Raw genomic sequence first — 14,987 nt, 5'->3', positions numbered from 1 at the left:
CTTGGATCGAAATATTCGAAGTCAATAAAGCGTATTCTGTGCCCGTCCCAGCACATGTCCCGAAATGCGGGGCGCCCATGCGCCAAATCCGCGGCATGCAAACGCGCGAGTGCTTGCCCGGCCGCACTGCAGGCTGCCAATTTCTCCACTTTGGTTACAAGCGGGTCGCCGCATAAGGCACGCAAACTATGCCCTGCGTCTTCGATTACAAAATAGCTGTCGCTTTCCAGAAGAACCGCCGGAACTGGAACTCCGCAACTGCGCAGGAAGCGATGCGATCGACGATCCCTATCAAAAGCTTGCCCGGGTAACCCTTTCACAACCCAAAGGTGTGGACCTGAACGCTCGATCCGTTTGAGCCAAACCGCGGCCCCACAGCGCATTTCGCACCTTGTTACAAGACGGTAAGGAGCGCTTAGTGCGCTATCAACAATATAGCGAAGTTCCGAAACGCCTGCTTTCACGATCCCTACCCGTTCAACCTAGGGTACATATATAGGGATGCGCGTGGCCTTTTCCACGCGACTACGCCGCTATTTTAGCGTAGGTTCAGACCGTCTCAAATCAGAGATACACAATCAGCGTTCGGTCAGTTTCAGCTCGATCCGGCGATTCTGGGCGCGGGCTTCTGGCGTGTCCGCCGGGTTTACAGGCTGAAACTCACCAAACCCGTTGGCCGCCAGGCGGTTCGGTGGGATACCCAGCGCTTCGACCATGTACAGCACGACCGACAACGCGCGGCCCTGGCTAAGTTCCCAGTTATCGCGATAACGACCTGATCCTGCCAGCGGGACGTTGTCGGTATGACCATCGACCCGGATAACCCAGTTCAGCCCTTCTGGGATCTCGGCTGCCACGGTCCGCAGGATGTTGGCAACCTTTGCGACCTCAAGCTGGCCTGCGGGGGACAGGACGGCCGAGCCGGTATCAAACAAAACCTCGGAGGAAAACACAAAGCGGTCGCCTTCGATCCGAACACCCTCCTGATCCCCCAAAACATCCCGGAGCCGGCCGAAGAATTCCGAGCGATAGCGCTGCAAATCTTCAGCCTGAGCAGCCAGTTCTTCGTTCTGACCCGACAGCTTTTCGGCTTCGGCTTCCAACCGGACGCGCTCAGCCTCTTCCAGAAGGCGGCGGCGCCGCTCTTCCGAGGCCGCACGGGCAAGTGCAGCGTTCAGATCCTGCCCCAGTGTCTGAATGCGGATGTCGGCGGCAGCGTTTCGCTCTTCGTAGTCGTCCAGCAAGGCTTGCAAACCGCCCAGCTGGTTACGGAGGGCGGCCATCTGCTGATTCAGCAGCGCTGTTTGGCGCTGCGCTTTTGCGGAAACCGCCTGTTCTGCCGAGATCGCTTCGCGCGCGACGGCCAGCAGCGCAGCTCTTTCCTCTGCTAGCGTGCGCTGCTCCTGCGCTTCGGTCTGGGCCTGCGTGCGCGCAGCCAAGGCAGCTTCAAGCTGGGCTTGCAACTCCTCAGTATTCAACTCGCCGAACTGACGCTCCAACTCTGCCTTGGCGGCTTGCGCCGCCGCAAGAAGGGTAAGCGTATCCTCGGCCTCTTTCCTTTGCGCTTCTAGCGCAAGCGTCATGGCCGTCAGTTCCGCATCCGCATCCTGAAGCCGGTTTCGCAGGTTTTCTGCCGCTGCTGCCTCGGCCAATCGGGCGGTTTCTTCTGCGCTTAGCTGCTCTTCGAGCTCGGAAATCAATGCCTCTTGCGCCGTGCCGCTTTGTTCGAGATCAGCAACAAGTGCCTCAAGCGCCTCACGGCGCGCGGCTGCCAGACGCGCGGCCTCGGCCTGTGCGTCAATTTCCGAACGGCTTTGGGCAAGGGCAAGGTTCAACGCTTCTTGTTCGGTCAACAGGGTCTCACGTTCCGACTCCAGCGACGCGATGGCCCCGCGCGCGCGTTCCTGATCTGCAAGAAGCGCCGCGACCTGATCTTCAAAATTAGTTAGACGCAACTGAGCATCAACAAGTTCGCCTTCGACTTGGGACAAGGTCGAATTCAAAGCTCCCAACCGCGCCTCAAGCCGACTGTTCTCACGCTCTTCCAAACCCAGCGCGTTGGCCAACGCGGCAACCTCGCCAGACAAGGCGGACAGCTCATCTTCCTGACCCGAGATCGTTTCACGCAGAACGAATTGCACGACCATGAAAATGGTCAAGACAAAGGTCAGCACCATCAACAGCCCAGTGATCGCATCCACGAAGCCTGGCCAGACAGAGCCCTGAAACCGTTGACCTGTGCGGCGAGACAGGGCCATGGCTTATTCTCCGTCCGGAGTGGTGCGAACGGCGCCCCGTGGCAAGGTCAAAGCCTTGACCAACAGTTCAATATCTTTGCGCAGTTCGCTCATGCTTTCCTGGCGACCTGCCGAGATTTCTTCGAGAATACGAAGTAACTGAACATCCATGGACCGCAGGCGCATGCGGCTTTCGGCATCGATCCCATCGCCAGTGCCTTGCTCGCGCATGTGGTCCAACAAGGCATCCTGTCCCAGAGCAACGCGTTCCAGCGCGGCTGTGACCCCTTCGGCCTCGGACTGGCGCATGTTCATTTCACCTATCGAACTAGCCAGCTGATTCAGGTTGGCGGACACCGATGCGCGGTCGGCCTCTTGCGCTTCGAAAAGATCCTGCAACGCATTCATCTGTTCCGACATTGCATCCAGAACAGGGGTAAGAACCGCCAGTTCAGCCCCACCTTCATCACCAGAAGCGAACCCGACTCGGGTGATTGACGACAGCCACTCTTCCAACTCGCGGTAGAACCGGCTTTGCCCGTGACCTGCAAACAGTTCAAGCAGGCCGACGATCAACGATCCGGCCAAACCCAAAAGCGATGACCCAAAGGCCACGCCCATACCCTGCAACTGCGCCTCGAGCCCGACCATAAGGCGGTTGAAGACAGCCAGCCCTTCTTCCCCTTCTTGGGGGTTTAGGCTGCGGATCGTGTCAACGATGGCCGGAACAGTTGTCGCCAGACCAAAGAAAGTGCCCAGCAGGCCCAGATAAATCAGAACATTGGTGATGTAACGCGTGATCTCGCGTTCTTCTTCAACCCGTTCTGCTACCGAATCCAGAATGGACCGGGTCGAGCTAGAGCTGATCTGAGACCGCGCCCCACGTTCCCGCAGCAGCGACGCCAGAGGGGCCAAGAGCTGCGGGGTCCGAGCGTCTTCGCGTACAACGCCACCGACGAAGGCTTCGATCCAACGAACCGAGCCGATCAGCTGTGTCACCTGATAAAAACAGGCCAATACGCCGATGCCAAATACCAGCAGGATGAACCCGTTCAGGTAAGGGTTGGCGTAGAAAACAGGCAGAACATAGGGCAGAGCCATAAAAACTCCGCCACCAGCCAGCGCAATCGCAACCAACATCGTTACGATCTGACGAATGGGTTGCGAGAAATGCGGTCTCGCGCTTTGATGTGCCTGCGCCATGCGCGTGGTTCCCGGTCTTTAGCTGCTCTGAGGATAAATCTAGCGAAAATCCGCCGGTTACGCCAAGGGTTTATGCGGTAATGTCACGCACGCGTTGCGCCAACCACTCAAGATCGGCATCGTGCAGGCCAATCTCGGCCAGATGTTCGGCAGTGTTATAGAGGTATTCAGTGTTTGGCCCCCGACCACCAACTGCGTGTGCGATGATCTGGGCCTGCTCTTCCAAAGGCATTCCCCCGCAATACTGCACATGGTCTTTTTCGATCACGTAAGTGACCGCAGTGACCGTGTCACCGGTTTCCAAATGCACATCCAGCATCTTTTCGACATAGGCGGAAGATATCAACTCGCGCTCTCGCAGCTCTTGTAAGGTGCGATCTTCGTGGCCCGGCTGGACCGCAAGAGCCAACCCTTTGCACTGTGCGTCGTCTTGTTCATCCAGCGCCAGAACAAGGCCCGGCTCATCCTCGGTACCGCGATGGTGAATCGAACTCATGCAAAATGAGCGTGCGTAGCCGATCAAAGTCGCGCGTTCACTGCGGGCCACAGGAAAGCCGGGATTCCACAGCAGCGACCCATATCCGAAAACCCACATCGTCATAACTCTGGTCCTTGCCCGTTTGCGCCTATAAACATCAAATTTGAGGTGGGAAAAAGGGCCAACTGCCATGCGCGGGCTGATACGAGTCATCATTGTCATAACTGTGATCTGGAGCGCTTACTGGTTCGTCGCGGGCATCGGCTTGCGAAACGCGATCACGACCTGGTTCGACACGCAGCAAGAACAGGGCTGGCAAGCCGAGTTCGCTGAGGTCACAACAGCCGGATACCCGTTGAACCACGTAACACGCCTGAGCAGTCCCGCGCTTGCCGACCCGGTCAACGGCACCGCCTGGAGCGCCGATTGGATTCAGTTCCAAAGCCCCGCAATCTGGCCCGGCAGACAGGTTTTGCGTTTTGCCGACACGCCGCAACGGCTGTCCTATTTTGATCAGACATCGACTATTCAAGCCGCTGATATGCAAGCTGAGCTACAGCTTCAGCCCGGTGTTGCGCTGGTCCTGGAAAAGATGGCGCTGACAGCCGGAGCATGGTCAGTCGCCGACAATTCCGAGGCTCTGGCCGGAGGCGAAACCCTGGCGCTTGTAATGGAGCAGACTGAGACGCCCGAAACATACATGATCAGCGCTCGCATTGATGCCTTCATGCCCGGGGATGAGTTGCGCGCGCTAATGCGATCAGCCACCACACTGCCGCAGACCTTCGAAACGCTCGAGTTGGACATGCGTGCAACATTCGACAAACCCTGGGACCGGTCCGCGCTGGAACTGAGCAGGCCGCAACCCGTGAACATTGAACTCCGTCTGGCCGAGATGAAATGGGGCGCGCTGCGCTTGTTCGCTGTCGGAGAGTTGGACGTTGACCCCCAAGGCATCCCCACCGGCGAAATCGCGGTCAAGGCAGAAAACTGGCGCGATATGATTGCCATGGCCAATGCAGCAGGCGCCCTGCCCGATCAGGCGGTTGATCCGGTAACCCGTGCCTTAAACTTCATGGCGGGCCTAGGCGGCAACCCCGACGCACTGGACTTGCAGCTTAATTTCCGCGACGGCTTTGTCGCGCTCGGCCCCTTGCCAATCGGGCCTGCACCGCGTTTGATCCTACGCTAACAACTTCTGCTTTAAATCTGTCCAAGGGGCATCGAATATGGGTCTGAAAACCGCGTTGTCCAACAAACTGTCCCGCTGGGCGCTGAAAAGGTTCGACACGCCATCTTGCGCGATCTCTGGAAAGACGATGTCGTTTTTTTCCGCCAGATGCAGGATCACTGCCTGATCTGCTACCCACATGACGTCATAGGAGAACAGATCACCTAAGGCGGTGAATACGGCCGTGGGGTTCTAAGTGCGCTTTCAAACTACTTGAAACAGGAAGGCGCTGCGCTGAGCGCTGGTGCGGTTCTGGAAATTGGCGCAAATATCGGAACGCATACTGTCTATTTCTTCCGTGACCTTGAATGCACGCATGTCATTGCGTTGGAGCCTGATCCACAAAACTATGACCTGCTAACGCGGAACATAAAACTCAACAATCTGGGCGACCGCGTCACGCATCTCCAAGTGGGTGCATCCAGCACCTCCGGCCAATTGCCTTTCGTTTCAAACGAAATGAATAGGGGTGGATCAAGGATTGGCGATCACTCCGATGAAGCGATAGTAGTTGATATCACCACGGTTGACCGCTTGTTTGAACAGTACAGTGAGCCTTTCAAAGATCTTTCCTTGATATGGATTGATGTCGAAGGGCACGAGCTTGAAGTGCTGGAAGGGGCATTGAAGACGCTACAAACCTGTCGCCCGGCAGTGTTCCTCGAATATACCCCTTCAGAGTCGTCTGCTCACAATAAAAAACTGCGTGACCTTCTGTTCAATCACTATGAACACGTCATCGATTTTGGCCGCCAACCTACACCACTAACGGCGCAATCGTTCGACGCAATACAGGGCCAGACGGACCTTCTGGCGTTCGACAAAAGAAAATAAGCTCGGTCAGCGGCAGTAAGGCCCACGCCGGTGCCGGGCCGTGTCCAGATGGAAATGGTCGCGGTGGTACCGATCCGAATTCGGACCAAGCACTGTTCCAAACGGCCCACACGCGTTGCGCCAGATCTTGGTCAACTGCTTTTTTGAAGGGTTCTTGCGCCATCCGTTCAAAACCGTCACCACCTCACCATCGGCCATCTTGAAACCTGAGATATCAATCGCGCGCCCCTTGCCGTGTTCCGAGATTTTTGCACCCGTGCGATTGTTCCGCGTCCGGCAAGCGTAGTGCGCGGCAACTTGCAGCTCGACCACGGGTCCGCGGCGCCGGAACGTCGGCTTGACGGATTTGTCCACCCATTCATTCAAAGCGATTGCCGTGCCGCAATCCATCGTAGAAGGTCTGCTAAGCGCAACCCCCGATACCGACGTGACTTGCACGGCATCCTTGATCCCACAGGCTTTGATCCTACCCGGAACCTTGCCAACGGCCTTGCCCTGAATCGCAATATCACCACAGACCGAGCCTTTGCGCAGCTTGCGCTTTTTGAACAACGCCTGTTGTTCGACCGCCTTGGGCCGCTTGTAAGGCATCAACGATGTATCCGGTCCAAGCGACGGCAAATCCAGTGGTCGCGCAGCGGTAGCGATAACCTGAGCGGATTCCGGACGCATGGCAGGGCGCAATCTGGTCGGCTGCGCATAGGCTAAAACAATACTTTCTGCAGGGCGCGAAAGGGGGACCAGGGACTGATCCAAAGGCGCCGCAGAAGCCTTCGTGGCGCTGAGCGCAAGCAATCCGATCCACAATACCTTAAGCGTCATGAGGTTGTCTTTCCTCGCCCAAAGTCCGGCGCATCAGTATCCTGGCCAGCGTCGATAATCCCACGACGGATCGCCCGAGTGCGGGTGAAATAGTCGAAAAGCTGCTCTCCATCGCCGGTTCGGATGGCGCGTTGCAGGGCGAATAACTCCTCGGTAAAACGTCCAAGGATTTCCAGCGTCGCGTCTTTATTGGTTAGAAAAACGTCGCGCCACATGGTCGGATCCGAGGCCGCGATGCGCGTGAAATCCCGAAAACCTGCGGCCGAGTACTTAATGACCTCGCTATCCGTCACCCGACGCAGATCATCGGCCACACCAACCATAGTATAAGCGATCAGGTGCGGCGCATGAGACGTCACCGCCAACACCAAATCGTGGTGATCGGCATCCATCTCATCGACATTGGCGCCCATGCCCTCCCACAAGGCGCGCAACCGCGCCACAGCGTCAGGGTCAGACCCCTTGACCGGCACCAGCAGGTTCCAACGATTGTCGAACAGTTCAGCAAAACCGGATTCGGGCCCGGAATGCTCGGTCCCGGCCAACGGGTGGGCAGGAATGAAATGCACGCCATCAGGAATATGGGGCGATACCGCCTCGATCACATGTCGTTTCACCGAGCCCACATCAGACACGGTCGCCCCAGGCTTCAGAACAGGCGCGATGTCTGCAGCAACCGCCCCCATCGCACCAACCGGCACACAAAGAACGACAAGATCGGCGCCCTTGGCCGCCTCTTGCGCTGAATCGCAAACCCGATCGCACAGGCCGATTTTCCGCGCGGTTTCGCGCGTCTCGGCAGACCGCGCATACCCCGTCACTTCGCCAGCAAGCCCGGCGCGTTTGATCGCCCAGAACATGGATGAAGCAATCAGGCCCAACCCGATCAAGGCAACACGATCGTAAACCTGGCTCATGCTGCGCCCTCTTTGAATGCGGTGATAGCTTCAACGACCCGGCGACACGCGTCTTCATCGCCGACTGTGATGCGCAGCGCATTTGGCAAGTTGTATCCCGCCACACGCCGCACGATCAAACCTTGGGTTTTCAGATAGTCATCGCAAGCCTCAGCCTCGGCCTGATCGGTGAACCGGGCGAGGATGAAATTGGTGCAGGACGCATCCGAAGGCACGCCGATCTTGGCCAGTTCGTCGGACAACCACACCCGCAGGCGCGCGTTTTCGGCCTGACAGTGAGACAGGAACTCTTCGTCCTTAACCGCAGCTTCGGCCGCCGCCAAAGCGGTCAGTGATAAGTTAAACGGCTGCCGCACTCGGTTGAGCACATCAATGATCGACTGCGCGGCATAGCCCCAGCCGACGCGCATCCCACCCAGACCGTACACTTTCGAGAACGTCCGAGTCATGATCACATTGTCGAACCGATCCACGATGGACGCCCCGCCATCAAAATCATCGACAAACTCGGCATAGGCCCCGTCGATCACCGTCAGGCAACTGTCGGGCAGAGCCTCGGCCAACCGCACAAGTTCACTTTCAGGGATCATGGTCGAGGTCGGGTTGCCCGGATTGGTTACGAACACGATCCGTGTCTGACCGGTCACGGCGGCAAGGATGTTGTCCACGTCCACGTGGCGATCCTTTTCAGGAACCATCACAGGTGTCGCGCCAGCCATCCGCGCGATGATCGGATACATGGAAAACCCGTGCTCGGTATAGATGACCTCATCCCCCGGCCCGGCATAGGCTTGGGCAACGAATTGCAGCACTTCGTCGCTCCCCACACCGCAGATGATCCGTGCCGGCTCCAGCCCGTGGCGCGCACCGATTGCGTCGCGCAGAGGCGCGTGGTCCGTACTGGGATAGCGATGCAGGGTGGCGGCACTGTCGCGCACGGCTTCAATCGCCTTGGGACTTGGACCAAAGGGGTTTTCGTTGGAACTAAGCTTGATCACATGCGCAACCCCCGCCACATGCGACTGACCGCCCTGATAAAGCGCGATGTCCATAATGCCGGGTTGCGGGGTAATCTTGGTCATAAGAGGCTCCGTTGATTGGAGCCTCTCATACCTGTCTCAACGCGTTGAGAAAAGCGGCAATTCCGTCACGCCGCTTTGAAGCGGGCAGTCGCCGGGTCGGCGCTGTAGAACGGGGCAAACTCTGACGTGCGCCGCGACAGATCATTGACGCTGTCGATGATGAAGCGAACCGTATCCTCGCTCATCAAATACGAGAAATTCAGACGTACCCAGCCGGGCTTTTTCAGCTCTTCCCCAGCGGACAGCGCCGCGTGTAGTTCATCCGAAGTCGACTGGTCGATTCCCAAAAGACGGTGCGCATACGGCCCAGCACACGCGCAGCCACCACGCGCTTGTATTCCATAGATATCACTCAACATCCGCGTGAAGAGTTGCTGGTGTACCGGATTCCCCGCGTTATCTCGCACCAGGAATGAATAGATAGGCAACCGGTGCGCGTCTTCGGAACCCAGAAGCGTCAGGTTAGGATTATTCTCCCAACCCGCGATCGCCATACGGTTATAGCGCGCCTCGCGCTCGGCGATCTCATCTTCTCCAACCGCGTCCTTGACGATAAAGGCCAAAGCCGCGCGGATATCACCAATGACGTTCGGCGTTCCGGCCTCCTCTCGCGTTGCAAGATCGGTGCTGTAGTCATGCCGCCATGGCGAGACAAAGCTGACAGTCCCACCGCCCGGCCAACTTGGACTGCGGCGCGTCACCATATTCTGGTTAACAACCAACACACCCGAGGCCCCCGGCCCGCCCGGAAACTTGTGCGGAGAGACCACAATTGCATCCTTGCACGTATCGCCCTGCCCCATGCTTATCGGCAGATAGGGTCCGCCTCCGGCATAGTCCCATACGGCAAGCGCGCCATGCGCTTTGAGAATCCGTGTCACCGGATCAGGGTCGGTGATAATGCCTGTTACATTGGAGGCGGCCGAAAACGACCCGATGATCAGATCCGACGCGGCATGGTCGTACAGAATACGCTCTAGCACTTCCAGATCGACACCACCGCCCGGCGCTTCGGGAATTTCAATCACCCGCGCTTTGCTTTCGCGCCATGGCAGGATGTTCGAATGATGCTCGTACGGTCCCAACAACACAACCGGCCGGTCTGCCTCGTTCACTCCCATCAGGCTGACCAGCCGGTTGAGGCCCGCGGTGGCGCCGGATCCGGTAAAGATCACCGCATCCTCTTCCTTGGCACCAACGACACGGGCAATCTCGGCCCGCGCCTCGCGGCGCAGGCGGGTCATGTAAGACCCACAATAGGAGGCTTCGGTGTGACTGTTGGCATAAAACGGCAACACATGCTCGGCCACAAAATCCTCGACTTGCCGCAATGCGCGGCCCGACGCGACATAGTCCGCATACACAAGCGGCACGTCCCCGTTCAGACCCGGGATCATAACGTTCTCTCCAATCAATCCGCCTCGCAGGGTCGAGATGCAGTTGGCGGATTGGAAGGTCGAGCGGAAATGGGACAGGGTCATAGATCAGGCTCCTTGTTGTGCCATCAATATGATTGGTGTTTGATCAATAAACTTCACATATTTTTGGATTTATTCATCTCGTATTGTGTCATATGATTAATAATGATGAAAAATTTAGATCAGATTGATCAGGGCATTCTACGCGAACTACAGAAAGATGCCACGCTGTCCCAGCGAGAGCTGGCCGATCGCGTCGGACTGTCCCAAAACGCGTGTTGGCGGCGCTTGAAAGCGTTGAACGAAAGCGGTGTCATCATTGGCTCGACAGCACGGATCGCCCGAGAAAAACTGGGCCTAAGCCTTGTGGTGTTTGTTATGCTGCGCACCCGGCATCATTCAGCAGACTGGCTGCAAGCATTTCGCAGTCACGTACTTACAATTCCAGAAGTTGTAGATTTTCATCGCATTGGAGGGGACTACGACTATCAGCTGAAAGTCGTAACCCAGGATATGGCGTCCTACGACAAGGTCTATCAGCGCCTGATCGAAAAGGTCGAGCTGGATAGTGTTACATCCTATTTCGCTATGGAAGCGATTGCCGAGGGACGGCCGTTACCGATCTAGGGCAGCAGACTATTCGCTTTAAAAAAGCAACTTTCGCGGCAGATTCGACGCATTAAAAGCAGTCAAATTAAGTAAAAAACTCATTTTCTTGAGAATGTCACAAACTCGTGTATGATATCGGTGTTTCAGGACCAAAAGATAAAAGCGAGAATTCGCACTGGGAATTGGGGGCGATTTCCTAAAGGCTAGAACCTCTTGGGCGTATGCCGCGCGTGGGTGGACATTAAGGCTGTTTGCCTTTTTGTCCTTTAGCTTCTGCGTGTGGTTTTGTTTGGTTAAATGTGGAGGGGGCCATGCCCAAGAAGAGTAACCCTAATTCTATGGCGACGATCACGTCGTCCACCAAGACCCGGACAATCGACTTTGAAAGTGATGACAACGGCCCGTTGATGGCTGGTGATACCGGAGATCAATTTGTTTTTGCCGATTTCACAGTGACGGGTGTTTCAAACTCTCCGTCAGGGATTTCAAACGAAGCCATGATTTTTGACAGCGCCAATCCAACTGGTGAAGACACTGATTTGGCGACAGTCTCTCAGGGGAATCTTTTGATCGTTTCCGAAGACGGGGATTCTTCGGATCCTGACGACGAAGCAGGCGGCGGAACGCTGACGTTTGATTTCAACACACCAGTGAACCTGACCAGTATCGCATTGGTCGATGCGTTCGAAGGTGGTGCGGAATTCGAAGCCTTTGATAGCGAGGGGAACTCGCTTGGGGTCATTGTCATCGTGGCCGAAGGCGACGGCTCTGACGGTAAAGTCGGCACTGTTGATCTTAGCCAATTCGAAGATGTATCGCAGCTTGTGGTCACTTTTGACGAAAGCGGTGCCGTCGACGACCTGATGTATGAGATCGAACAGTGTATTACTGTCGACAAGGACATCTCTAACATTGTCCTTTACCTCGATTGCGAGGACGAGGTCATCAAGTTCAAGATCGACGATTTTGGCGATGGTGTTAACGAAATCACTGTCGCAGAGCTGGAGCAATATCTCGACAAGACCGACTTTGGTGATTGCGACATACTCGGCCTTACAATCAAAGCGGGTAACAACGGCGGCGAGTTCGGGCCAGGTGAAGGTGAATATATCGACGTAATTACCGATGACACTTTTGACACCGGCACTTCTGCCAAAGCAGACGTCGAAGTATCCGCTGCCGATTTCTTCATGCACATCGTTTGATAGCGGACACGTTCTGAACAAGAACAGTGTAGGAAACAAAAAAGGCCGCGAAGATCGCGGCCTTTTTTATTAACTGTATCGGCGAAGATTAGTTCTTCGCGTAGAATTCGACGACCAGGTTCGGTTCCATCATGACCGGGTAAGGCACATCGCTCAGGCCCGGTGCGCGAACGAAAGTCGCGGTCATTTTCGAGTGGTCGGCGTCGATGTAGTCAGGCACATCACGCTCGGCCAGAGCAACAGCTTCCAGAACAACGGCCAGTTGCTTGGACTTGTCGCGCACTTCGATAACGTCGCCTTCTTTGACGCGGTAGCTGGGGATATTGACCCGCTTGCCGTTCACTTTGACATGGCCGTGGTTCACGAACTGACGTGCGGCAAACACGGTCGGCACAAACTTGGCGCGGTATACAACGGCGTCCAAACGACGCTCAAGCAGGCCGATCAGGTTTTCACCGGTGTCGCCCTTAACACGCTCGGCTTCGGCGTAGATGCGACGGAACTGCTTCTCGGTCAGGTCGCCGTAGTAGCCCTTCAGTTTCTGCTTGGCGCGCAGCTGCAGACCGAAGTCCGACAATTTGCCCTTCCGGCGCTGGCCGTGCTGGCCGGGGCCGTATTCACGACGGTTAACCGGGGATTTCGGACGACCCCAGATGTTTTCGCCCATCCGGCGGTCGATTTTGTGCTTGGCAGACGTGCGTTTCGTCACGGCTGATCTCCTTCTTTGTGGTCGAAGGCGTTCCCCCGTGAAGGGAGCAGACGCCTACTATGAAGGGCGTTGTCCTCTTGAGGTTTCCCCCATGACAGGCATCCCCTTGCGGGGGCCACCAACACCAATGAAGCCGCGCTTATATCCCCAGCTCAGGCAGAGTCAACACGTGGAGCATGAGAAGATGTGATTTTTCGGACGCAAAAACTGCGATGTCGCTCAGTCCATTGCCTGAGCAGCATTCACCGCTGGCAAACGCGTGACTGGGTGAATGTCAGAAGCCATGCTGGGTCGCGTCGGAAATGCAATAACGGTATCCGCTGTACCCGTGGCATGATCATTGGCAACTCTGATCTCGATCACCTCGTCGACCCAGAATTCTTGTTCACGCGTAGGCAATCCATTTTCGAACACAAGAACCGGATCGCCCAGGGTGCCGACGCTGTGCAATAAAGCTGAATACTGTTGCGCACCATTTGTCAGAACAATTACGCCTAACGCGTCACCATCCAGCTCTTGTTCAGAGATAAAGTGATCCGGCAGCCGAGAACGCAAGCCCTTCGCCGTGTCTGTGGAATCTTCAACGCAGAGAATATGTCCCCGCCACGACCACACTGCCCCTACAGCCATGAACGACAATGGCGCGCCTTCAAGACCATCCAATTCTGTTTGCGCCCACGAAATGGCCACACGACCGCTTTGTCCGGTTCTCATCTTTACCGCCTGCACTTAGAAACAAATCACTGCTCACGTGGACGTTCTTATCAGCCATAAATCGGGCAGAAAAGAGACGTTAATGTAACGTTCATAAAGTTGTTGCTATTGAGAATCATAATTTCGGATCTGCAGAGAAACTATCCCGCCGGCAAACCGTAAATTGTTGTCAAATCCAGCATCAGTGTGCCGCCCGAGAACGCTTCAGTATCTGGCTATAATGAAGCAGGGATTTGGCTTCGTTTCTCCAACTAACCCTCGCGGAGAAGCTGCTCGCCTAAGTGTAGCTGGATGCAAACCGTATTGTTTTGCCAACGAAGGCACAGAATGGAAGCGCCGGGTGTCGCCCCCAGCTGTCGCCAACAACATTCAGTTTAGTATTCATTTCGCCTTTTGTCTGATCATCAGCCGCCCGCATACACCCTTTTCGATGCTCAAGCTGGTCGCTGTGCCTTTAGGTAGGTAGAATTGAAAATAACAGTCCACTTTGCACAGTGATATTCGAAAAAGCCTACCATCATTCGGGCAAAGACACCCTTACCTCGGCCGCTTTCAGCCGTTGAAAAGTGCTTCCTGAGCTTGCACGGCCCCAATGTAGCTGTGTTACCATTCAACTCTGCGGCCCGTTTTTTGCGGAAGCTCTGCACCCCCACAAGCCGTTTGGAATTTGCAGTCTTATTTCGCCTAGGTCCGCGAGGACGTGCAATGCCTGAAATTTGTGTTTTGGTTTCTGATTACTGTAGTTGTCTTCTATGCGATGCCTGTGCACACGAAATCCAAAACCTCAACAAGCTTGCAAGTGTTGTGCGGCACCGCAGTAGAACTGGGGCTGAAACCCGAAGACCGACTGGAAGAAACAGAAATCTCTGTTGTGGATCGCAGCGATCCCAACCTTTGGCGCTTTACCGGGATGTGTCGCAAACCTTTGGAACAACCGGTGCCAGCGCGCTCTATTCGCCTAGCAATTCACGAATGTTGGCGTCCAACTGCGCTGTGAAGCCCACATCATTTCCTGGGTTAGCAGCGCAATGGCCCCAAGGCGAATGGTAGGGACGGAAGATGGCATTCGGCATGAGGCTGGCCTCGATTTCATTGTCCTCTGGTGGGAAATAGAGATCCTGCGTGCAAGGCATCAAAATGGCACGAGCTTTGATGGCACCCAATGCCAATTTGTAATCCCCGTTGTAAAGCGGTCCGATAGAGACGTCGCCAGCTTGCCAAGTCGCCAGCTTGGCCAACAGATCGTTGGCGTCCCAGCCAAGTACATGATCTAGCTCCCAATCCCGCAACAACTCCTCAATGGTTTGAAAGCCAAGTTGCCGATGGAGCTCTCCCAGCTTCTCCTTGATCTGGAGGACAAAGGGGTAGGTGGCACCCTTCAGATCGCAGTATTCCTTAACCTCTGTGAAGAGCTTTGTGGCCAAGCCGGACCAGCCTTCGGGTGTGCGTCCGAGGCACTCCTCGACCGATTGCTTGATGTCGTTGAAATCAATTGCGTTCGTAACTTCGTCCGCCATGTCGGACACCT

The 14,987-nt window shown here is 55.9% G+C and carries 15 protein-coding genes; 4 read left to right on the top strand and 11 right to left on the bottom strand.

Translation table 11 applies throughout. The annotated features are described in order from the left end of the window. Positions 1-578: 578 nt before the first annotated feature. The 3 genes from AC2FNR_RS20555 to AC2FNR_RS20545 form a co-directional block, all read right to left on the bottom strand. Positions 579-2,258: a peptidoglycan -binding protein gene (locus AC2FNR_RS20555; RefSeq protein ID WP_480867884.1), complete on the bottom strand. Its 1,680-nt coding sequence runs from the start codon at positions 2,256-2,258 to the stop codon at positions 579-581. A gap of 3 nt (positions 2,259-2,261) precedes the next feature. Then, positions 2,262-3,440, bottom strand: a complete 1,179-nt coding sequence (locus AC2FNR_RS20550) for a biopolymer transporter ExbB (protein ID WP_496851152.1) — start codon at positions 3,438-3,440, stop codon at positions 2,262-2,264. Positions 3,441-3,510: 70 nt separating this feature from the next. Beyond that, positions 3,511-4,041 carry a gamma-glutamylcyclotransferase gene (locus AC2FNR_RS20545; RefSeq protein ID WP_496851150.1) on the bottom strand — a complete coding sequence of 177 codons (531 nt, stop codon included), beginning with the start codon at positions 4,039-4,041 and terminating at the stop codon, positions 3,511-3,513. Between the two features lie 67 nt (positions 4,042-4,108). Here AC2FNR_RS20545 and AC2FNR_RS20540 point away from each other — a divergent pair, with 67 nt between their 5' ends. After that, complete coding sequence (locus AC2FNR_RS20540) at positions 4,109-5,110, top strand: DUF2125 domain-containing protein (RefSeq protein WP_170753424.1); 1,002 nt, start codon at positions 4,109-4,111, stop codon at positions 5,108-5,110. Here AC2FNR_RS20540 and AC2FNR_RS20535 read toward each other — a convergent pair. Further along, complete coding sequence (locus tag AC2FNR_RS20535; protein ID WP_496851148.1) at positions 5,102-5,269, bottom strand: hypothetical protein; 168 nt, start codon at positions 5,267-5,269, stop codon at positions 5,102-5,104. The two genes, AC2FNR_RS20540 and AC2FNR_RS20535, sit on opposite strands and share 9 nt — an antisense overlap. Before the next feature lie 93 nt (positions 5,270-5,362). Between AC2FNR_RS20535 and AC2FNR_RS20530 the strand changes: the two genes are divergently transcribed. Then, positions 5,363-5,983, top strand: coding sequence for an FkbM family methyltransferase (locus tag AC2FNR_RS20530; RefSeq protein WP_496851146.1), 621 nt, complete (start codon positions 5,363-5,365; stop codon positions 5,981-5,983). 6 nt (positions 5,984-5,989) lie between these two features. Here AC2FNR_RS20530 and AC2FNR_RS20525 read toward each other — a convergent pair whose 3' ends face one another. The 4 genes from AC2FNR_RS20525 to AC2FNR_RS20510 all read right to left on the bottom strand — a co-directional run bounded on the left by AC2FNR_RS20525 (position 5,990) and on the right by AC2FNR_RS20510 (position 10,285). Next, on the bottom strand, positions 5,990-6,805 hold the full coding sequence (locus tag AC2FNR_RS20525; RefSeq protein WP_170753428.1) for an extensin-like domain-containing protein: 816 nt from the start codon (positions 6,803-6,805) through the stop codon (positions 5,990-5,992). Then, complete coding sequence (locus AC2FNR_RS20520; RefSeq protein WP_496851144.1) at positions 6,802-7,722, bottom strand: prephenate/arogenate dehydrogenase family protein; 921 nt, start codon at positions 7,720-7,722, stop codon at positions 6,802-6,804. Before AC2FNR_RS20520 ends, AC2FNR_RS20525 begins: the two co-directional genes overlap by 4 nt. After that, a complete protein-coding gene (gene hisC, locus AC2FNR_RS20515) occupies positions 7,719-8,804 on the bottom strand; it encodes a histidinol-phosphate transaminase (protein WP_496851143.1) in 1,086 nt (361 codons plus the stop codon). Before hisC ends, AC2FNR_RS20520 begins: the two co-directional genes overlap by 4 nt. 65 nt (positions 8,805-8,869) lie before the next feature. Beyond that, the gene (locus tag AC2FNR_RS20510) at positions 8,870-10,285 is read right to left on the bottom strand and encodes an aminotransferase class V-fold PLP-dependent enzyme (protein WP_496851141.1); all 1,416 of its coding nucleotides are present in this window, start codon (positions 10,283-10,285) and stop codon (positions 8,870-8,872) included. Between the two features lie 102 nt (positions 10,286-10,387). Between AC2FNR_RS20510 and AC2FNR_RS20505 the strand changes: the two genes are divergently transcribed. Both AC2FNR_RS20505 and AC2FNR_RS20500 read left to right on the top strand, forming a co-directional pair. Continuing rightward, entirely contained in the window at positions 10,388-10,849 is a 462-nt protein-coding gene (locus AC2FNR_RS20505) for an Lrp/AsnC family transcriptional regulator (RefSeq protein ID WP_170352307.1), read from the top strand. Positions 10,850-11,142: 293 nt separating this feature from the next. Further along, entirely contained in the window at positions 11,143-12,036 is an 894-nt protein-coding gene (locus AC2FNR_RS20500) for a hypothetical protein (protein WP_496851139.1), read from the top strand. A gap of 88 nt (positions 12,037-12,124) precedes the next feature. On the opposite strand, the gene rpsD is transcribed toward AC2FNR_RS20500, so the two are convergent. The 3 genes from rpsD to AC2FNR_RS20485 form a co-directional block, all read right to left on the bottom strand. Then, positions 12,125-12,745, bottom strand: coding sequence for a 30S ribosomal protein S4 (gene rpsD / locus AC2FNR_RS20495; RefSeq protein ID WP_170352305.1), 621 nt, complete (start codon positions 12,743-12,745; stop codon positions 12,125-12,127). 219 nt (positions 12,746-12,964) lie between these two features. Further along, positions 12,965-13,459: a hypothetical protein gene (locus AC2FNR_RS20490; RefSeq protein WP_496851137.1), complete on the bottom strand. Its 495-nt coding sequence runs from the start codon at positions 13,457-13,459 to the stop codon at positions 12,965-12,967. A gap of 950 nt (positions 13,460-14,409) precedes the next feature. Further along, a complete protein-coding gene (locus AC2FNR_RS20485; RefSeq protein WP_496851135.1) occupies positions 14,410-14,976 on the bottom strand; it encodes an alpha/beta hydrolase family protein in 567 nt (188 codons plus the stop codon). Between the last annotated feature and the right edge of the window lie 11 nt (positions 14,977-14,987).

Source organism: Ruegeria sp. SATB045, assembly GCF_059613525.1.
Note: the sequence above shows the minus strand (reverse complement) of the source record. Positions and strands in the feature narration are given on the sequence as shown.